This window comes from Rhodocyclaceae bacterium (assembly GCA_020248265.1).
In the GTDB taxonomy this organism is placed as follows: Bacteria; Pseudomonadota; Gammaproteobacteria; order Burkholderiales; family CAIKXV01; genus CAIKXV01.
In genome coordinates, this window is sequence record JADCHX010000001.1 from 106,071 (window position 1) to 124,398 (window position 18,328).

19 protein-coding genes are annotated in these 18,328 nt (G+C 68.6%); 11 read left to right on the top strand and 8 right to left on the bottom strand.

Translation table 11 applies throughout. The features are described from left to right. From ING98_00550 to ING98_00560, 3 genes are read right to left on the bottom strand one after another with little or no spacing between them, the layout of a single operon-like run. Positions 1-783, bottom strand: coding sequence for an SDR family oxidoreductase (locus ING98_00550; GenBank protein MCA3100342.1), 783 nt, complete (start codon positions 781-783; stop codon positions 1-3). Between the two features lie 13 nt (positions 784-796). Then, complete coding sequence (locus ING98_00555) at positions 797-1,618, bottom strand: alpha/beta hydrolase (protein ID MCA3100343.1); 822 nt, start codon at positions 1,616-1,618, stop codon at positions 797-799. Beyond that, positions 1,615-2,424, bottom strand: coding sequence for an alpha/beta hydrolase (locus tag ING98_00560; GenBank protein ID MCA3100344.1), 810 nt, complete (start codon positions 2,422-2,424; stop codon positions 1,615-1,617). Before ING98_00560 ends, ING98_00555 begins: the two co-directional genes overlap by 4 nt. 165 nt (positions 2,425-2,589) lie before the next feature. Between ING98_00560 and ING98_00565 the strand changes: the two genes are divergently transcribed. After that, positions 2,590-3,552 carry a tripartite tricarboxylate transporter substrate binding protein gene (locus ING98_00565; GenBank protein ID MCA3100345.1) on the top strand — a complete coding sequence of 321 codons (963 nt, stop codon included), beginning with the start codon at positions 2,590-2,592 and terminating at the stop codon, positions 3,550-3,552. A gap of 11 nt (positions 3,553-3,563) precedes the next feature. Next, entirely contained in the window at positions 3,564-4,130 is a 567-nt protein-coding gene (locus tag ING98_00570) for a hypothetical protein (GenBank protein MCA3100346.1), read from the top strand. A gap of 45 nt (positions 4,131-4,175) precedes the next feature. Here ING98_00570 and ING98_00575 read toward each other — a convergent pair whose 3' ends face one another. Further along, positions 4,176-5,063 carry a TauD/TfdA family dioxygenase gene (locus ING98_00575; GenBank protein ID MCA3100347.1) on the bottom strand — a complete coding sequence of 296 codons (888 nt, stop codon included), beginning with the start codon at positions 5,061-5,063 and terminating at the stop codon, positions 4,176-4,178. Between the two features lie 119 nt (positions 5,064-5,182). Here ING98_00575 and ING98_00580 point away from each other — a divergent pair, with 119 nt between their 5' ends. From ING98_00580 to ING98_00590, 3 genes are all read left to right on the top strand, one after another. Further along, positions 5,183-6,340 carry a 2-dehydropantoate 2-reductase gene (locus ING98_00580; GenBank protein ID MCA3100348.1) on the top strand — a complete coding sequence of 386 codons (1,158 nt, stop codon included), beginning with the start codon at positions 5,183-5,185 and terminating at the stop codon, positions 6,338-6,340. Beyond that, a complete protein-coding gene (locus ING98_00585) occupies positions 6,330-7,319 on the top strand; it encodes a tripartite tricarboxylate transporter substrate binding protein (GenBank protein ID MCA3100349.1) in 990 nt (329 codons plus the stop codon). Before ING98_00580 ends, ING98_00585 begins: the two co-directional genes overlap by 11 nt. A gap of 146 nt (positions 7,320-7,465) precedes the next feature. Beyond that, entirely contained in the window at positions 7,466-8,458 is a 993-nt protein-coding gene (locus tag ING98_00590) for a tripartite tricarboxylate transporter substrate binding protein (GenBank protein ID MCA3100350.1), read from the top strand. A gap of 27 nt (positions 8,459-8,485) precedes the next feature. On the opposite strand, the gene ING98_00595 is transcribed toward ING98_00590, so the two are convergent. The 4 genes from ING98_00595 to ING98_00610 all read right to left on the bottom strand — a co-directional run bounded on the left by ING98_00595 (position 8,486) and on the right by ING98_00610 (position 11,734). Then, positions 8,486-9,538 carry a tripartite tricarboxylate transporter substrate binding protein gene (locus ING98_00595; GenBank protein MCA3100351.1) on the bottom strand — a complete coding sequence of 351 codons (1,053 nt, stop codon included), beginning with the start codon at positions 9,536-9,538 and terminating at the stop codon, positions 8,486-8,488. A gap of 1 nt (position 9,539) precedes the next feature. Beyond that, positions 9,540-10,118 (bottom strand): cupin domain-containing protein, encoded by a 579-nt coding sequence (locus ING98_00600; protein MCA3100352.1) that lies wholly within the window; start codon positions 10,116-10,118, stop codon positions 9,540-9,542. Positions 10,119-10,134: 16 nt separating this feature from the next. Beyond that, positions 10,135-10,695, bottom strand: coding sequence for a hypothetical protein (locus tag ING98_00605; protein MCA3100353.1), 561 nt, complete (start codon positions 10,693-10,695; stop codon positions 10,135-10,137). A 106-nt stretch (positions 10,696-10,801) separates the two neighbouring features. Then, entirely contained in the window at positions 10,802-11,734 is a 933-nt protein-coding gene (locus tag ING98_00610) for a LysR family transcriptional regulator (protein ID MCA3100354.1), read from the bottom strand. A gap of 112 nt (positions 11,735-11,846) precedes the next feature. Between ING98_00610 and ING98_00615 the strand changes: the two genes are divergently transcribed. The 6 genes from ING98_00615 to ING98_00640 all read left to right on the top strand — a co-directional run bounded on the left by ING98_00615 (position 11,847) and on the right by ING98_00640 (position 18,306). After that, the gene (locus ING98_00615; GenBank protein MCA3100355.1) at positions 11,847-12,593 is read left to right on the top strand and encodes a hypothetical protein; all 747 of its coding nucleotides are present in this window, start codon (positions 11,847-11,849) and stop codon (positions 12,591-12,593) included. Between the two features lie 23 nt (positions 12,594-12,616). Further along, the gene (locus ING98_00620; GenBank protein MCA3100356.1) at positions 12,617-14,317 is read left to right on the top strand and encodes a thiamine pyrophosphate-binding protein; all 1,701 of its coding nucleotides are present in this window, start codon (positions 12,617-12,619) and stop codon (positions 14,315-14,317) included. A gap of 58 nt (positions 14,318-14,375) precedes the next feature. Continuing rightward, the gene (locus ING98_00625; GenBank protein ID MCA3100357.1) at positions 14,376-15,278 is read left to right on the top strand and encodes an SMP-30/gluconolactonase/LRE family protein; all 903 of its coding nucleotides are present in this window, start codon (positions 14,376-14,378) and stop codon (positions 15,276-15,278) included. A gap of 29 nt (positions 15,279-15,307) precedes the next feature. Continuing rightward, on the top strand, positions 15,308-16,225 hold the full coding sequence (locus ING98_00630; GenBank protein MCA3100358.1) for an SMP-30/gluconolactonase/LRE family protein: 918 nt from the start codon (positions 15,308-15,310) through the stop codon (positions 16,223-16,225). Positions 16,226-16,318: 93 nt separating this feature from the next. Further along, on the top strand, positions 16,319-17,320 hold the full coding sequence (locus tag ING98_00635) for a tripartite tricarboxylate transporter substrate binding protein (protein MCA3100359.1): 1,002 nt from the start codon (positions 16,319-16,321) through the stop codon (positions 17,318-17,320). Further along, complete coding sequence (locus tag ING98_00640; GenBank protein MCA3100360.1) at positions 17,320-18,306, top strand: tripartite tricarboxylate transporter substrate binding protein; 987 nt, start codon at positions 17,320-17,322, stop codon at positions 18,304-18,306. Before ING98_00635 ends, ING98_00640 begins: the two co-directional genes overlap by 1 nt. The last annotated feature ends 22 nt before the right edge of the window (positions 18,307-18,328 follow it).

Below are 18,328 nucleotides of genomic sequence, written 5' to 3' on the forward strand. Positions count from 1 at the left end.
TCAGTAGGCTGACCGGCCACCGTCGGCCGGGATCGTTGCACCGGTGATCATGCGCGACTCATCGCTTGCCAGGAACAACGCGATGTTCGCGATGTCCTCCGGCCGCCCGACCCAGAACGGGTAGTCGCGCACCCGGCCGGCGGCATCCTGCCGGTCGGCGACCGGCCCAGGTGCATCGGCGGTGCCATAGTTGTTCAGGATGCGATCGGTGAGGATGCGCCCGGCGCAGATCGCGTTCGCCCGGATGTTGTCCTTCGCGTAGGTGCCGGCCAGTGCGCGGGTGAAGGACAGGATCGCGCCCTTGGCGGCGGTGTAGACATGCTTCGGACTGCTGCCGCGCAGCGCAGCGCCGGAAGACATATTGACCACCGAACCGCCGCCGGCCTTCACGAGCTCCGGGATACCGTGACGGCACACCAGCATCGCCCCGCGTACGTCGAGCCCCATCGTACGGTCCCATACGTCGAGGTCGACATCGGTGACCAGGCTGTCCGCATTGAGCGAGCCACCGGCGCAGTTGAACAGGATGTCCAGCCGGCCATGGCGGGCCACCACCGTATCGATCGCGGCACGCACGCTCGACTCGTCGGTGACGTCGGTGCGTACCGCCATCGCGTCTCCGCCCGCATCGGCCACGTTGCGCGCCGTGGCCGCGCCCAGCGCGCCATCGATCTCGGCCACCGCCACCTTCGCGCCCTCGCGTGCGAACAGCACCGACGCGGCGCGCGCGATACCCGAGCCACCGCCAGTGATGAAGGCAACCTTGCCGTCGAGCCGCTTCACGCCGCGCCAGCGCTCACGGCCGCAGCTCGGGAAAGTGCTGGCGCAGGAAGCGCAGCACCTCTGCGACGCAGCGGTCCGGCTGGTAGTCGTACAGGTTGTGCCGGCCGTTCTCGTAGACGACACGTTCGCTGTTCGGGATCAGGCGTGCCATCTCGGCAAACGCCGATCCGGTGCCGATCGGATGCGCACCGGGCTCGACGATCAGCGTCGGGCAGCCGATGCGATGCACCTGGTCCATGAAATCGGTATCCGTCCAGTGGCCGATGAAGCGTTTCAGGAACTCGAGGTCGTTCTTGCAGATCTCGTCGAGCACCCATGCGACCAGCCGCGGATCGGCCTCCCCCACCGGCAGGCGTTCGTCGATGGTCTCGCCGAATACCGCACGCATGCCGCGCACCGAGGCCTCCGCCAGCCAGCGCTTGCCCTGGTCGCCCTTGAAGCCCGGCGTCGAGCTGAACAGCGACAGGCTCTTCACCCGCGACGGATGGTGGATCGCCAGCAGCTGACCGGTATAGCCGCCGGCCGAGCCGCCGAGGATGTGCACGCTGTCGAGCTTCAGTACGTCGAGCAACTCGAGCACGTCCTGGCTCAGCCGCTCCTTGTCGTGTGGCACGCTGGCCGGCGGCACCTGCGACTCACCATGGCCACGCGAGTCCATGCGTACCACCCGCAGGTGGCGCGCCAGGCCAGGCACCATCGAGAAGAAGCGCTTCGCACTGCTCATCGCCGAATGCAGCATCAGCAGCGTCGGCGCATTGCGCCACGGATCGGTGAAGTCATCGACGTGGTAGGCGATGCGCACGCCGTCGCTGGTGGTGAAGGTTTGCATGCTCATGGCTCGACCTTTTCGAGGAACTTCAGGTATTCGAGCGCGCAGGCATCCGGGATCTCCGCGGTCATGCCATGGCTCGCGCCCGGGAAGGTGACGAAGGTGCAGTCGCGGATGTAGCCGAGCATGCGCTCGTACTCACTGCGCTCGACCATCGGGTCAGGGTCCGGCACCCCCATCATGACGGGGAATCGGAAGTCGGCCAGGCGTTCGGTCCAGTCCTCGCTCGCCATCAGCGGCACGAAGCGCGACAGGTACTCGACCGTCAGTCCATCGGCGGAGTCGAGGTACCACTTCACCTGTTCCGGCGAGGCATCGCCGATACGGTCGCGCACCGTCTGCTCCAGGAAGCCACGTACGCCGGCCTTGCCGACGCGCGCCATCCAGTCGCCCTTCTGCGGGCGGCTGGGCGGGATGCCCGCAGTGGCGGCATAGAGGGCAAGGCTGCGGAAGCGGCCCGGCTCGCGAATCGCGGCCTGACCGGCGATCATCCCCCCGGCGGAAGAGCCCATCACATGTGCGGATGCGATACCGAGGTGGTCGAACAGTTCGAACAGATCGAGCGACAGCCTGTCATGGCAGAGCGTATTCAGGGGTCCTGGCTCCGACCTGCCGTGCCCGCGGGTGTCGGGACGGACCACCCGGAACCGGCGCGCCAGGTGCGGAACCCATCCGAACAGCCGTAGCGAACTGCCCATGCCCGGATGCAGCAGCACGACCGTCGGCGCGCGGGTCCACGGATCGGTGAAATCGTCGATGCGGTAGAACAGGCGAGTGCCGTCGCTCGCGGTCCAGTGGTGTTCGGCGGTCATCTGCGGTGTCCGTCCTCCCGGCTACGGACGCTTCGCGGATCCGCGCAGGCTTCGGTGAAGGAAACGCATGGATGCTTCTGCATCGATGCATGACTTCCGGTCAGACTATCACAAGGCGTCTGCTACCATTTTGCATCCGGCATCCAACACAGGCCCCGCACGATCATGAACAGCCGCGCTGCATTGCCGTCCCTTCTCGCCGCCCTGCTCGTGCCTGCTGCAGCGACCGCCGCCGAGTTCCCCGTCAAGCCGATCCGCTGGATCGTGCCGTTCGCCCCGGGCGGCAGTGCCGACGCGCTTGCGCGTACGGTACAGCCGGCGTTCGCCGATGCCTTCGGCCAGCAGCTGCTGATCGACAACCGCGCCGGCGCCAGCAGCACCATCGGCTCCGAGATGATGGTGAAGGCGCCGCCCGATGGCTATACGCTGCTGCTGATCACCACCACCCACACGATCAACCCGAGCCTGATGAAGCTGCCGTTCGACCCGGTGAAGGATTTCGCTCCGGTCTCGCTCATCCTGTCTCAGCCGAACATCCTCGTGGTGCACCCGTCGGTGCCAGTGAAGTCGGTAAAGGAGCTGGTGGCTCTGGCGCGAGCGAAGCCCGGCTCGCTCAGCTACGCCTCCGGCGGCAGCGGCAGCTCGCCGCACCTGTCCGGCGAACTGTTCAAGCTGGTCGCGGGCATCGATCTGGTGCACATCCCCTACAAGAGTTCCGGCCCGGGCGTGAACGACCTGCTCGGCGGCCATGTCCCGATGATGTTCGTCGGGCCGCTGGCGGTCGACGGCTTCGTGAAGACCGGCCGGCTCAGGGCACTGGCCGTGGCGGACGTGCGGCGCAATGCGGTGGTGCCGAACGTGCCGACAATGAAGGAGGCCGGCTTCGGTGGGGTGGAGACTGGCACCTGGTTCGGCATCACTGCGCCACCTGCAACGCCGCGCGCGATCATCACCACGGCGAACGCGGCGATGGTGAAGGCGCTGGCCGGCCGTGACCTCAAGGCCAAGCTCGACGCGATCGGCGTGGATATCGTCGCCAGCACCCCGGAGGCGTTCGGTGCCCATATCAGCGCCGAGATCGCCAAGTGGGCCGCGGTGGTGCGCAAGGCCAACGTGAAGATGGACTGAGGAGACCGACGATGAAGCGCCTGCCACCCCCGCCCGCGCCGCCGGGCAGCGACACCGCCGAGGTGTTCGGAGAGATCCTCGCCACCCGCGGCTTCGTCTCCAACGTGCTGTCGTCGATGGGCCATGCGCCGGGCGGCCTGCGCCACCTCGCCCGGCTCGGCGCCTACTGCAAGTACGACACCGACCTTCCGGAGCGGCAGCGCGAGCTGTCGATCCTGTGCGCGGCGCGCGGCGTGCCCTATGCCTGGGACCACCATTCGGCACTGGCGATCCAGGCCGGCATACCCGCGTCCGCCGTCGAGGCGATCGGCGCCGGCCGCACGCCCGTCGAGCTGCCGGCGTCCGAGCAGGCACTTGCTCGCTACCTGGCGGTGCTGTTCTCGCCCGCGCAGATGGACGACGCGGCGTTCGCGGAACTCGCGCGCCACTTCAGCCCGCGGCAGATCACCGACATCACGATGTCGGCTACCTACTACGGCGTGCTGGCGACGATGGTGAAGGCGTTCGGCGTCGAGCTCGAAGGCGAGGCGGTGCTGAAGGTGGAGAAGGACTGGCAGAAGGCAAAGGCTGGGCTGTAGCATGCAGCGGCCGGGACCGGCATGCCACCGTCACCGCTGCGGTGGTCAGTCCATGCCCGCCACCGTCGTGCGATACATCAGCCGCCGCTGCGGCAGGGCGTAATCCGCGATCGCCAGGTGCTGGGTCGACGTGTTGTCCCACATCACCAGGTCACCTTCGTTCCAGCGGTGCCTGTAGACGAACCGTGGCTGCGTGGCGAAGGCGACGAGTTCATCACGCAGCGCCAGCCCGGCCGCCTCGTCCATGCCGACCACCGCAGTGACCATCGCCAGGTTGACGTAGATGCACGGGCGGCCGGTGCGCGGATGGCGGCGGATCACCGGATGCACCACCGGCACGACCTTCGCGCGCGTGCCACCATCGAGGTCTGCGCGCTGCCCGCCGGCCGCGCGCACCTTCGCCAGCCGGCGCTCGTACTGCACCGTGTAGTCGTGCACCGCCTCGAGGCCCTCGCAGCGGCGCTTCATGCAGTCGGGCAGCGCGTCGTACGCGGCGGTCATGCTGGCGAACAGCGTGTCGCCCAGCGGCTGCCCGTCGGCATCGCGCGGCACCTCGATCGCATGCAGCAGCGAACCGCGGCTGGGCACCTGCATATACGACGAGTCGGTATGCCAGACACGGCCCGCATCGGCGTTGCCGATGTTGCGGCCACCCTCGACGATGTTCGACACGACGTACACTTCCGGCATGCCGTCGAGCGCGTACTGGCGATTGGTCGGTACCTCGACCGCGCCGAAGCGGCGGCTGAACGCGACATGTGCGGCCGGGGTCAGCCGCTGGTTGCGGAACAGCAGCATGCCGCGGTCGTCGTATGCACGCTCGATCGCGACGAACGTGGCATCGTCCATCGGTTGCGCGAGGTCGACGCCGAGGACCTCGGCACCCACCCCATCCAGGTTGCGAATCTCGAACTGACCGCCCCGATCGTCCATTCCATTGCCTCCCGCATCGTCTCCGTTCAGGATCACTTGCCACCGGGCCGTCGCCCGGTATGGATGATGCTCCACTCCGCGAGGCAATGCCCTGCCCACCATCGCACGGAACCCGACCGATGACCGCCGTCCCCATTCCACGCCCGCGCCCGGCCGACGGCAAGCCGAGCATCGTCTTCGTCGGCGCGGGTGCCATCGGCGGCTACGTCGGCGCCCACCTGTTCCGGGCTGGCTTCGACGTGACCCTGATCGATCCCTGGCCTGCGCACGTGAATGCGATCCGCAGGGACGGGCTCGCCTTCAGCGGCACGGTCGGCGAGTACTCGATCGCGGTGCCGGCACTGCACATCCACGAAGCGCAGCAGGTCACCGGCCGCCGGCCGGTGGATATCGCCTTCGTCTGCACCAAGCTGCACGACACTGCCTGGGCGGCCTCACTCGCCGGCAGTTGCCTGAAGTCCGACGGCTTCGTGGTCACCATGCAGAACTGCCTGGTCGAGGAAATGGTGGCGGAGATCGTCGGCGCCGACCGCACCATCGGCTGCATCGCCAGCACGCTGAGCGCGGAGGCCCACCGACCTGGCGGCATCGTGCGCACCCGGCAGCCGGGCGGCAGCAGCTACACGATCTTCCGCGCCGGCGAACTGCACGGCCGGATCACGCCGCGGCTGCAGTCGCTGGTGGCGATGCTCGGCCAGGTCGACAGCGCGCGGGCCACGTCCAACCTGTGGGGCGAACGCTGGTCGAAGCTGGTGGCCAACACGATGACCACCGCGCTGTCGGCCAGCAACGGCATGACGCTGAAGTCGATCATCGCCGGCGCGCAGACGCGCGCGATCATGGTCCGTCTCGCCGCCGAGGCGATCCGCATCGGCATCGCGCTGGGCTACGCGCTCGAGCCGATCCGCACGCTGGACGCGCAGGCCTGGCTCGATGGCGCGGCAGGCGATGCAGCCGCTCGCCGCGCGATCGACGCGGCGTTCGACAACGAGATGAAGCGGATGACCGACCTCGGCTATTCGGGCATGGCGCAGGATGTACGCAAGGGGCGGCGCACCGAGAACGACTTCATGAACGGATACGTCGCGCGCCGCGGCCGCGAGACCGGGCTGCCCGCGCCGACCCATGAAGCGCTGTCGCTGCTGATAGGCCGCATCGAGCGGGGCGAGGCGACGATGGATGCCTCCCACCTCTCGGCGCTGGTGGCCACCGGCGCGCGACCAGCCACGGCACGACAGCCTGCATCGACCACACAGGAGCGCACGCATGACTGGTGACACCCCGACCGCATCCTCCAGTGCAGCGCGCCAGGGCCTCGCTGCCCTGTGCCTGCTGCTGCCGCTGGCGGCCGCCGCGCAGCCCTTCCCGTCCAAGCCGATCCGGCTCATCGTCGCCTATCCCGCGGGGGGGCCGAACGACCTGTCGGCGCGCACGTTCGGGCAGAAGGTGGCCGACCTGCTCGGCCAGCCGGTGATCGTCGAAAACCGCGCTGGCGCCGCAGGCAACATCGGTTCGCAGTTCGTCGCTCGCTCGCCGGCCGATGGCTACACGCTGCTCAACGGCGCCAGTGCGTTGACCATCGCTCCGGCGCTCAGCCGCAACCTCGGCTACGAAGTCGCGAAGGATTTCGCGCCGGTAGGCCTGACCGCGATCAGCTCGTTCGTGCTCGCGGTGCATCCCTCGGTGCCGGCCACCTCGATCCGCGAACTGCTGGCGCTGGCGCGCAAGCGGCCGGGCGGCCTGAACTATGCCTCGTCTGGCGTGGGCGCCCCGCCGCACCTTGCCGGCGAACTGCTGAAGACCATGGCCGGCGTGGACATCCTGCACGTACCGTACAAGGGCGTGGGCCAGTCGATCGGCGACCTGGTCGGCGGCCAGGTGGACATGATGTTCACCAGCCCGCCAAACGCGGTTCCGCATGTGAAGCAGGGTCGGCTGCGCGCGCTCGCGGTCTCCACCGCGCGCCGTTCAGCGCTGCTGCCTGAAGTGCCGACCATCGCCGAGTCAGGCCTGAAGGGCTTCGACATCGGCACCTGGTTCGGCTGGCTGGCACCGGCCGGTACGCCACCGGAGATCGTCAACCGTCTCAACGGTGCGCTGGCCGCCGCCGAGAAGATGCCGGACCTGCGCGAGCGGCTGGTGAGCCAGGGCATGGACCCCACCCACACCACGCCGGCCGCGTTCGCGGCGCTGATCCGCAGCGAACTGGCCAAGTTCGCGGGCATCGTCGAGCGGGCGAAGATCCCGCCGGAGTGATCAGCCGGCCGCCCGCGCGCTGCACGAGCATTCGTGCTCCGTGCCGACGTGATCTCCGATGCGGCGGCGCACGATGGACTGTCCAACTGCCACCCGGCACATCCTGCTAGATTCAGGGCTGGATCTCGGCCTTGGAGGAGGATGGGATGCAATCCTTTCGTACACGGGCGACGAAGCAGCATGGCTTCGCCCCGGCAATCGTGAAGGGCTGCCTGATGGCAGCCGCGCTATGCGCACCGGCAGTGGCCCTGTCTCAGGCCTATCCCAGCCGGCCGCTGCGCTTCGTCACCGGCGGCGGTCCGGATGCGCTCGCGCGCATCCTCGGTCCGAAGCTGAACGAGGCCTGGGGCCAGCCGGTGATCGTGGAAGAGCGCGGTGGTGCGGGAGGGATGCTCTCGGCCGAAGTGGTCGCCAAGTCGAACCCGGACGGCCATACGCTGCTGCTGGCCACCGGCACGCACACGATCAATCCGAACTTCTACAAGCTGTCCTACGACATGGCGAAGGACTTCGCCCCGGTCAGCCTGCTCGGTACCATCCCCTTCGTGCTGAACGTGCATCCGTCGCTGCCGGTAAAGTCGGTGGACGACCTGGTCCGGCTGGCGAAGTCGAAGCCAGGAGTCCTCAACTACGGGTCGGGTGGCAACGGCTCGCCCGGCCACCTGATCGCCGAGATGTTCATCGGGCGCACCGGCGCGAAGATGCTGCATGTGCCGTACAAGACGGTCGCCGGCGGCGTCACCGCGCTGGTCGCCGACCAGGTGCAGGTCAACTTCGTGGTCGGGCCGTCAGCGGTGCCGCAGATCACCGCCGGCCGCATCCGTCCGCTCGCGGTGACAACCTCCACGCGCTCGCGCGCGCTGCCCGACCTGCCGACGATGGCCGAGAGCGGCCTGCCGGGTTTCGATGCGCCAGCCTGGAACGGGGTGCTCGTTGCAGCCCGGACACCGGCACCGATCATCGCGAAGCTCAACGGCGAGATCCTGCATGCACTGAAGATGCCCGACGTGCTGGAGCGGATGGCCGCCCTCAGCTTCGAGCCGGTCGGCAGCACGCCCGCCGCGTTCGGCGTGTTCCTGAGTGAGGAGTTGGTGAAGTGGGCGAAGGTGGCGAAGGAGGCCGGCGCGCGCGCCGACTGAGCCGGCCCGCGCCTGCCGCTGCGCCCGCTACTCGACCTTCGCCCCTGAGGCGCGCACCGCCGCGGCCCACTTCGCCACCTCGGCCTTGAGCAGCTGCGCGAACTCGGCCGCCGTGCTGCCGATCGGCTCGGCGCCGAGCGACGACAGCCGCTCGCGCATGCCGTCGCTGCGCATGAGGGCACCAACATCCCCGCTCATCCGCGCGACGATCGGCGCGGGCGTGCCCGCAGGGAACAGCAGCCCGTACCAGCCGATCACCTCGAACCCGGGCAGCGCCTCGCCGATCGGCGGCAGGTCAGGCACCATCGCCGAGCGCTTCGCACTGCTCACGCCGAGCGCACGCAGCTTGCCGTTGCGTACGAACGGCAGCGCGGCCGGCACCACCGAGAACACCAGCTGCACCTGGCCACCGACCAGGTCGGTGAGCGCCGGGGTCACGCCCTTGTACGGCACATGCACCAGGTCCAGCTTCGCCATCGAGCGGAAGATCTCGGCCGACAGGTGGGTCGGCGTGCCGCTGCCGCCGGAACCGTAGTGCAGCTGGCCCGGCTTCGCGCGTGCGAGCGCCACCAGCTCCTTCACGCTCGCCACCGGCTGCGATGCATTGACCACCAGCACGTACGGCGTGCTCGCCACCAGCGACACCGGCGCGAAGTCGCGCAGCAGGTTGTAGTTGAGCTTCGGGTACAGCGCGACCGCGATCGGCTGGCTCGCGGTGGCCATCAGCACGGTATAGCCGTCGGCCGGTGCGCGCGCGGCGATCTCCGCGCCGACGTTGCCACCCGCCCCGGTGCGGTTGTCGACCACCAGCGACTCGCCCCAGCGCTCGCCCAGGTGCTGCGCGACCAGGCGCGCGACGATGTCCGGCCCGGAGGCGGGCGTGCTGGCGACGATCACCCGGATCGGCTTCACCGGATAGCGCGGGCCCGGAGGCGCATCGGCCGCAAAGGCGCCGGCCGCGAAGGCGCCGACCCAGGCGGCCGCCGCAGCGGCGGCCGCGGCAGGCAGTGCGCGCACCGGCGCCGGCCGTACCATCACGAACCGGCCGGGGCGTCCCGCGTCCCCCTGCGGTGCACGCATCTCACCACACTCCGTCGTGCGACGAGAAGGCCACCAGGCACGGCTTGCCCGAACGGTTGCTCCAGGCATGGTTGGTCCCGCGCTGCACGACGGTGTCGCCCGCCTTGAGGTGTACCTCGGCGGTGTCGAGCACCAGCGTGATCTCGCCTTCGATCACCAGGCAGAAGTCGAGCGTGCGCGTGCGCTGCATGTAGGGATGCGGCGCGCCGGCGTTGCCGGTGGCCGCCTGCGGCGAGCCCATCGACTCGAAGAAGGCCTGGACGTCGCGCGCGGACACCCGCCCGGACCAGCTGTCGTCCGGCGGAAAGGTGACCATGCGGCACAGTGACCCGCCGGGCGGCGGCTCGATCGTGTGCGGGGAATCCAGCGTCTCGGTGATCGCGACGCCGCCGACCTTCATGCGTGAGGGCGTGCGATCGGTGACCCAGACACGGGTCGACTCGAAGCCCGGGCGCGCCGGGTCGACGTGCACCAGCGCGACGGGCGCATCCGACACGGCCAGGGATTTCCCCTGTGCGTCGTCGAGGCAGACGATACGGCGGATCGGGCGGGAAGCATTTGCAGCAGCAGTGGTGGCCATGGTGTCTTCGTCCCGATCAGTCTTCGTACTTCGCGCCCATCATCATGAAGGCCATCAGGCTGCCTTCATTCGGATTGCACCAGCCGTGCCAGTTGCCGAGTTGGACGACGACATCGCCGGGCAGCATCGTGTACGTGCCATGGTCGAGCAGCAGCACGCGCTCGCCTTCGAGCATGATCCCGTAGTCGACGGTCTCCGACTTGTGCACAGGCGAGGAGAACGCGTTCGCACCGCCCTTGTCCCAGGTGCCGCCATGGCGCTGCCGCGGCTCGTGCAGCGGGATCGCGGTGTCGTCCTTCGACACGTCGTAGCCGGGCGGCTTCGGCGGCGACTGCACGATACGCAGGTGGCCACCGGTCTCGGGCGGCTCGAAGCTGAACGGCAGCCGGCCGTCGTCGCGCTCGCCCGAAAGCGGCACCGGGCATTCGCGATAGACCCAGAGATCGGTCATGCAGGTACCGGGGCGGATCGCGCCGGGGTTCACGTTTGGTGCATCGCTGTCGTACAGCACGCAGGACCGGCCCTGCGCGTCGTTGCCGGTGACAACCCGGCGGACCGGCTTGATCGCGGTGCTCATCGGTATTCTCCTCCCTCGGGGATGGTGCGGCGCTGTTTGCACGCGCTTCGCTTGCCGCCATCATGCCATCGTCTCCGACAGGACGCCTGATTCAGGCTGCGCCGGCTCAGGATGCGGGCAGTCCTTCCCGCATCCGTTGCTCGATGGTCGCGCGGTCCCACTGCGGCGCGACCATCGCGACGAAATCGTAAAGTGCGCCCTGCAGCCAGGTGCCGCGCCGCAGCTCGATCTGGGTGATCGACGGCGGGAACAGGTGCCTCGCGTCGAGGGCGCGCAGCCCGCGGTCGCGCGCCGCCTCGAACGCGATCGACGGCAGGATCGCGATGCCCAGGCCGAGCTCGACATACGACTTGATCACGTCGGCATCGGTCGCGCTCAGCACCACGTCAGGCGTAATGCCCGCGTCATCGAACGCCCGCAGCACCGACGAGCCGCCGATGTAGCTCTGGTCGAGAGTCAGGATCGGGAACGCACTGACCCGCTTCAGCGTCGGTCGCCGTACCTCTGCCAGTGCATGCCCGGCCGGCACGATGATGCTGCGCTCGAGTCGGGCGCAGTCGAGCATCAACAGGTCGGCGACCGGCTCCGGCGGTTCGGAGGTGATGCCGACATCGGCTTCGCCGCCGGCGACCCATTGTGCGATCTGCGTCGGACTGCCCTGGCGCAGCGCCAGCTGCACGTCGGGATGGCGGCGGATGAATCGCCCGATCACCCCGCGCAGCACGTAACGAGCATGGATGTGGGTGGTCGCAAGCACCAGCCGCTTCTTCGCGTGCTGGAACTCCTCGGCGATCCGGCGCACGTTCTGTGCGTCCTCGATCATGCGCCGTGCGGTGGCCAGGATCTCCAGCCCGGGCGCGGTAAAGCCCTCGATGCGGTTGCCGCGGCGACGCAGCAGCTGTACTCCCAGCTCCTCCTCGAGCAGGCGCACCTGCTTGCTGATGCCTGGCTGCGAGGTATGCAGGGCGGCCGCGGCGCGCGAGATGTTGAAGCCAGCCTCTGCTATGCCGCACACATAACGGAGCTGCCTGAGGTTCATTTTGCGATAACCTTCTGGTATCGAATGATTCGGAAATATTCTTTTCGATCATAGCGGGATCGGCGTAAAGTCGTGCGCAGGCGGCCTGCAGGGCAGGCACGGAGGAGGACACATGCCGGCAAACGGACCGGATGCGCACGCGGACGACCCCGCGTCGGCGCACTCGCATCGGGGCATCCATCTGTCGCGGGTGGCGACGATCATGTGGGAAGATCGCATCAACGTGGACAACTGGCCGAGCCAGGCTGGCATGTACCATAACGACCGGGCCAACGCGTTCACGCTGCGCCTCATCAATTATCCGTTCGGCTCGACCGAGCCGCGCCATGTGCACGCCGGATCGCACGCAACCACCGTCCTGCGCGGCAAGGCGATCGTAGACGGCCTCACCCTCGGTCCGCTCGACGTGATCCTCGGGCCTTCGAACGAACCGCACGGCCCGCTGCACTACCCGGAAGGCTGCAAGCTGCTGAGCGCCTTCCAGGGCAGCTACTATCACAGCGAAGTGCAGCAGTTGTCGGGCGAACCGCAGTACCGGCTGATCCAGTCCGCAGCGCTCGACTGGCACGACGATCCTGCCCGCGGCTGCCGCGTGAAGACCCTCGTCGACCACGGGCTGGGCCGGCTCCTGGTCGAGGTGGGCGAGTTCCGGGCCGGCACTGCGCTGGAACTGCCGGCACCGCGTCCGACACAGGCGCTGCTGGTGATCGAAGGCTCGGTGGTGGTCGCCGCGGGCACCGCTGCCCCGGTTCAGCCACCGCTCGGCGAGTGGGATTTCATCTACCTGGACGACCGCGGCGACGATGCACTGCTCCGATTCGCGGAAGCGACGACGCTGCTGATGCTGACGCTACGCTGAAGCTGCATACAAGGAGACACACGATGGCCAGACAGACCGGCGCACGCTTCATCGCGCAGACGATCAACGACTATGGCGTGACGCACGTGTTCCTGGTGCCGGCCATACTGCTCAAGGCCTGCGCCGAGATGGAGCCGTTCGGCATCACGCGCGTGGTCGCCCATGGCGAGAAATCCACCGCCTACATGGCCGACGGCTATGCGCGGGCCTCCGGGCGCCCCGGCGTCTGCTTCGCGCAGCACATCGGCGGCTCGAACCTCGCCGCCGGCCTGCGCGACGCATACCTCGCCGGATCACCGGTGTTCGCGGTGACCGGCGGCCCGATCACCGCCACCCGGTATCGGCATGCCTACCAGGACCTCGAACACTTCAGCCAGTTCGACCCGACCACGAAGTTCAACGCGCGCGTCGACGACATCACCCGGCTGGCCGACCTGATGCAGACGGCGATGCGCGAAGCGGTCACCGGCGCGCCGGGCCCCGTGCACCTGGAGATCCGCGGCCACCATGCCGAGCTCACTCTGGCCGAGACCGACTTCCCGGACACGCTGGACCTGCGCTGGACGTCGGTGCCGCCGTTCAGGCCAGCCGCCGATCCGGCCGCGGTGCAGGCGGCGCTGGCCGCGCTGGCATCGGCAGAACGGCCGGTGATCGTGGCCGGTGGTGGCGTGGCCTGGTCCGGCGCACAGGCCGAAGTGGTCGAGCTGGCCGAGCGGCTGTCGATCCCGGTCGCGACCTCGCTCAACGCGAAGGGCACGATCGTCGAGACCCATCCCCTCGCGGTCGGCGTCTGCGGGGCCTACTCCCGCGCCTGTGCCAACCAGGCGGTGGCTGGCGCCGACGTCGTGCTGTTCATCGGCAGCAAGACCGGCGGCCAGGTCACCACCGGGTGGAAGGTGCCGAAGCCCGGTACCCGCATCATCCACCTGGACATCAATCCGGCCGAGATGGGCCGCAACTACCCGACCGAGGTAGCGCTGGTCGGCGACGCACGCACCGTGCTGCGCCAGCTGCTCGATGCCTCGACCGGTTCGAAGGCGCCCGCCTCGCGCGCCGCCTGGCTTGGGCAGGTCAAGACGTTGATCGACGAATGGCGCGCCAGCCTGCAGTCGCTGATGGATTCGGATGCCGTGCCGATGCGGCCGGAACGCCTGTGCCGCGAGATCGAGGCGGCGCTGCCGGCCGGCGGCGTGCTGGTCTCCGACACCGGTCACTCCGGCATCTGGACCGGCGCACTGGTCGAGTTCACGAAGCCGGGCCAGCGGATGATCCGCTGCGCGGGCTCGCTCGGCTGGGCGCTGCCCGGCGCGATCGGCGTCAAGTGTGCACTGCCCGAAACCCCGGTGATCGCCTTCGCTGGCGACGGCGGCTTCTATTACCACATGGCCGAGCTCGAGACCGCAGCGCGCTACGGGATCAACTTCATCATGGTGGTGAACAACAACAGCTCGCTCAACCAGGAGATTCCGCTGATCGACGACGCCTACGCGAAGAAGCCGACCGAAGGGTCGCGCGACCTGTGGGGCTTCCGCGACGTGAACTTCGCGGCCATCGCCGAACAGATGGGCTGCCTCGGCATCCGGGTCGAGCGTCCGGACGAACTGCACGGTGCATTCGCGAAGGCACTGTCCGCGGGACGCCCGGTCGTGATCGACGTGGTCACCGACCACCGGGCGATGGCACCGAAGGCGTGGACCGGCACCGCCGGTGGCGGAGGCCACTGAGCGTAACCGCCACGCAGCACCGATCGAGCGAATGCAGCAGCAGACAGAAAGGAAGGTCATGGCACTGGAAATCGATACCGCCGCGGCAGGCTTCGAACGCCTGGTCGACCCGGCGGCCTCATTCGACCGGATCGCGCACGGGCTGTACTTCGGCGAAGGCCCCGTATGGGACCGCCGCACGAAACAGCTGTTCTGGGTCGACATCATCGGCAACACGATCTGGAAGTGGCAGCCGGGCGTCGGCCAGGAGGTCGTGCTGCGCCCGTCCCAGCATGCGAACGGCATGACCTTCGACCATGAAGGCCGGCTCAATGTCGCGGGCTGGTGTTCGCGCAGCGTCTGGCGCTTCGAGAAAGACGGTACCTTCACCACGCTCGCGTCCCACTATGACGGGAAGAAGCTGAACACGCCGAACGACATCGTGGTGCGCTCGGACGGGCAGGTCTACTGGACCGACTCGGCCGGCGGGCTGGTGATCCCCGGCATGGTGGCCGAGGACGTGCAGCGCTACCTCGACTTCCAGGGCGTGTACCGCGTCGGCAAGGCGGGTGGCCCGGCCATCCTCGCCACCGACGAGGTCAGCTATCCGAACGGGCTGGCGTTCTCCCCCGACGAAAAGCTGCTGTACGTGAACGACACCCGGCAGGCCTACATCCGCGTGTTCGACGTGAACCCGGACGGCAGCCTGTCGAACGGACGCCGCTTCCACGACATGACCGGCACCGAAGGCGGCGTCGCCGACGGCATGAAGTGCGACACCGAAGGCAATGTCTGGTGCACCGGCCCGGGCGGCGTGCACGTGATCGACCCGTCCGGAAAGCTGCTCGGCCGCATCTTCGTGCCCGGCCACCACTGCACCAATTTCTGCTGGGGCGGCGACGACTGGCGCACGCTGTACATGACCACCTTCACCGAGGTGTGGCGCACGCAGGTGAAGATCCCCGGCATCGCGGTCTGGTAGCAGGCTCAGCCCTTCGAAGGAGAATCAGGATGGCATGGAAGTTCGAGCCGGTCCCCGGACCGCTCAAGGGACAGTTCGGCGGGGCCCTGGGTGGCCTCGCCTGGGATGGCAGCGGCATGCTGGTGAGCGCGACCGAGGCGGGCTTCATCTTCCGCCACGATCCGGCCACCGGAACCTTCACCGAAGTGCGCAGGCATGCCAATCGGGTCAACGGCATCGCGTTCTCGACCGAGCCCGGCGTGCTCTACGGCTGCCAGGAAGGCGGCCGCCGGATGATCCAGTTCCAGCCGCGCGGCACGGCGAACCCGACCGCCACCCGGATCGACGGCAAGGTGCACAACTTCCCGTGCGATCTGTGCGTCGATCGCGGCGGCCGGGTGTGGTTCTCGGATCCGTACAGCCATGTACTGTCGTTCGGTCCGCAGATCTTCCCGCCGCTGCACCATGCATCGGTGCTGCGTCTGGGCCGCGACGAGCGCGCGCACTGGCACCTCGACCGCGTCACCGAAGACACGCTCGCGCCGCGCGCCGTGCTGCTGTCGCCGGACGAGAAGACACTGTACGTCGGCGAAGGCGAAGTCGGCCGCAAGGGACCGCGCGAGCTGCGTGCCTACCCGCTCGACGCGCATGGCCATGCCGGCACGCCGGTGGTGATGCACAGCTTCGGCGCCGACCATCGCGGCGAACAGCGCGGCATCGAGGGCATGTGCCTGGACAGCGACGGCAACATCGTGGCCGTCTGCGGATCACGGCGCAGCGGCCCTGGCCCGCATGTGATGGTGTTCTCGCCGTCGGGCACGATCCTCGAGTCGCATCCGCTGCCCGGCGACCTGCCCGCACGCTGCCAGTTCGGCGGGCCGGCCCTCGACACCCTGTACGTGAGCACGCTCGGCGGCGAGCTGTTCACCGCACGCGATATCGGACGAAAGGGCTACCAGCGGTTCTGAAGGGCAATACCAACGCATCGGCCGATGCGACCGCCACCGGTTTTCACACAGAGACAGGCGCGAGGCCAGGCAGCCATCCAGGAGGAGGCAACCATGCATGGGAACAAGCAGGCGTCGAGACGTTCCGCTCGGGCGGGAGGTCTGCTCGCGGCGGCCGCACTGGCCGGCGCAGCATGCGCCGCGGCATCTACACCGCAGGCGTTCGCGCAGGAGTTCCCGCAGAAGCCGCTTCGGATCGTGGTCGGACCCGGCCCGGACATCGTCGGCCGCATGCTCGGACAGCACTACACCGAGGCCTGGGGACAGCCGACGCTGATCGACCCGCGCCCCGGAGGCGGTGGCGTGATCGCGGCCGAGATCGTCGCCAAGGCCCCGCCGGACGGCTACAGCATGCTGCTGTCGAGTGCAGCCTACACCATCAACGCCGTCTTGCAGCCGGGCAGTACCGACCTGCTGCGCGACTTCGCACCGGTCGTGTTCGCAGCCTCGTCGCCGTTCGTGCTGATGGTGCATCCATCGCTGCCAGTACGCTCCACCGCGGAGCTGATCGCGCTCGCGCGCAAGCGGCCAGGCCAGATCAACTATGCCTCCTCGGGCAACGGCACCCCGCCTCACCTGGCTGGCGAGCTGTTCAAGTCGATGGCGAAGGTCGACATGGTTCACATCCCGTACAAGTCGGCAGGACCGGCCATCATGGACACCGTGGGGGGCCAGGTTCAGGCGGTGTTCGGCATCGCCTCGGTCGCGATGCCGCAGGTGCTGTCCGGCAAGCTGCGTGGGCTGGCGGTGAGTAGCAGGGAGCGTTCGCGGCTGGCGCCCGACATTCCGACGCTGAACGAGACCGGACTGCCGGGTTTCGAGGTGATCGGCTGGAACGGCCTGATGGCGCCGGTGGCCACGCCCCGGGCAATCGTCGCGAAGCTCAATGCCGAAGCGCTGGCCGCGCTGAAGCAGCCGCAGTTCCAGGCGAAGCTGGTCGGGGCGGGCTACGAGCCTGCCGCACCGAACACGCCGGAACAGTTCGGCGAACAGGTGCGTGCGGAGGTGGCCAAATGGGCGAAGCTGGTGAAAGAAACCGGCATGCGGGTGGACTGATGACGACCCACCTGCGACGCATCGGGCTGGTCCTGCCACTGCTGGCAGCGGCACTGGCAGCGGTCCCTGTGCCGGCCGGTGCACAGGCCTGGCCGATAAAGCCGGTGCGCCTCGTCGCGCCCTTCCCTCCAGGCGGGTCGTCCGACCTGGTGGCCCGAGTCGTCGCCCACGGCCTCGGCGAGGCGCTGGGGCAACAGGTGATCACCGAGAACCGCGCCGGGGCGGGCGGCAGCATCGGCACCGCGATGGTGGCCAAGGCCCCTGCCGACGGATATACGCTGCTGCTAGCCGGCATCGGTCCGATCGCGACCAACGTCCACCTGTATGCCGACGTCGGCTACGACCCGGTGCGCGACCTGGCCGCGATCACGCCGGTGGCCAGTGCGCCGACGATGCTGGTCGGGCATCCCAGCGTGCCGGCGAAGACGGTGAAGGAACTGCTGGCACTGGCACGGCGCAAGCCCGGGGCGCTGACCTGCGGCTCCGGTGGCGTCGGCACGCCGGCACACCTCGGCTGCGAGATGTTCAAGCTGCTGGCGAAGGTCGACGTACTGCATGTCGCCTACAAGGGCAGTGGCCAGGCAATCAACGACCTGATCGGCGGGCAGATTCACCTGGTGTTCGCAAGCACTCCCGTCGGCGTGCCGAACCTGCGCAACGGCAAGCTACGCGGCTATGCGGTGACCTCGACCAGCCGAACGCCGCAGGCGCCCGATCTGCCGACGCTGGACGAGGCCGGCGTGAAGGGGTATGTGTTCGACAGCTGGTGGGGAGCCTTCATGCCGGCGCGCACGCCGGCCGCGATCATCGACCGGGTGGCCGCGGACATCGCGAAGGTGGTCACCGGCGGCGAGGCGAAGGAACGCTTTGGCGTGCTGGGGCTCGATCCCTATGTGCTGTCGCCGGCGGCCTTCGCGGCACTGGTGCGCGCAGACGTGGAACGCATCGGGCAGCTGGTCCGCGCGACCGGCATCCGGGCCGATTGAAACGAACCAGGGGAGCAGGCGA

What these genes read in the sequence shown, in the direction of transcription:
- ING98_00600 (MCA3100352.1), bottom strand. Translation starts at nt 10,118, where the DNA reads ATGGCCACCACTGCTGCTGCAAATGCTTCCCGCCCGATCCGCCGTATC.
- ING98_00605 (MCA3100353.1), bottom strand. Translation starts at nt 10,695, where the DNA reads ATGAGCACCGCGATCAAGCCGGTCCGCCGGGTTGTCACCGGCAACGAC.
- ING98_00640 (MCA3100360.1), top strand. Translation starts at nt 17,320, where the DNA reads ATGACGACCCACCTGCGACGCATCGGGCTGGTCCTGCCACTGCTGGCA.
- ING98_00575 (MCA3100347.1), bottom strand. Translation starts at nt 5,063, where the DNA reads ATGGACGATCGGGGCGGTCAGTTCGAGATTCGCAACCTGGATGGGGTG.
- ING98_00635 (MCA3100359.1), top strand. Translation starts at nt 16,319, where the DNA reads ATGCATGGGAACAAGCAGGCGTCGAGACGTTCCGCTCGGGCGGGAGGT.
- ING98_00595 (MCA3100351.1), bottom strand. Translation starts at nt 9,538, where the DNA reads ATGCGTGCACCGCAGGGGGACGCGGGACGCCCCGGCCGGTTCGTGATG.
- ING98_00580 (MCA3100348.1), top strand. Translation starts at nt 5,183, where the DNA reads ATGACCGCCGTCCCCATTCCACGCCCGCGCCCGGCCGACGGCAAGCCG.
- ING98_00565 (MCA3100345.1), top strand. Translation starts at nt 2,590, where the DNA reads ATGAACAGCCGCGCTGCATTGCCGTCCCTTCTCGCCGCCCTGCTCGTG.
- ING98_00555 (MCA3100343.1), bottom strand. Translation starts at nt 1,618, where the DNA reads ATGAGCATGCAAACCTTCACCACCAGCGACGGCGTGCGCATCGCCTAC.
- ING98_00610 (MCA3100354.1), bottom strand. Translation starts at nt 11,734, where the DNA reads ATGAACCTCAGGCAGCTCCGTTATGTGTGCGGCATAGCAGAGGCTGGC.
- ING98_00570 (MCA3100346.1), top strand. Translation starts at nt 3,564, where the DNA reads ATGAAGCGCCTGCCACCCCCGCCCGCGCCGCCGGGCAGCGACACCGCC.
- ING98_00630 (MCA3100358.1), top strand. Translation starts at nt 15,308, where the DNA reads ATGGCATGGAAGTTCGAGCCGGTCCCCGGACCGCTCAAGGGACAGTTC.
- ING98_00625 (MCA3100357.1), top strand. Translation starts at nt 14,376, where the DNA reads ATGGCACTGGAAATCGATACCGCCGCGGCAGGCTTCGAACGCCTGGTC.
- ING98_00560 (MCA3100344.1), bottom strand. Translation starts at nt 2,424, where the DNA reads ATGACCGCCGAACACCACTGGACCGCGAGCGACGGCACTCGCCTGTTC.
- ING98_00615 (MCA3100355.1), top strand. Translation starts at nt 11,847, where the DNA reads ATGCCGGCAAACGGACCGGATGCGCACGCGGACGACCCCGCGTCGGCG.
- ING98_00590 (MCA3100350.1), top strand. Translation starts at nt 7,466, where the DNA reads ATGCAATCCTTTCGTACACGGGCGACGAAGCAGCATGGCTTCGCCCCG.
- ING98_00620 (MCA3100356.1), top strand. Translation starts at nt 12,617, where the DNA reads ATGGCCAGACAGACCGGCGCACGCTTCATCGCGCAGACGATCAACGAC.
- ING98_00585 (MCA3100349.1), top strand. Translation starts at nt 6,330, where the DNA reads ATGACTGGTGACACCCCGACCGCATCCTCCAGTGCAGCGCGCCAGGGC.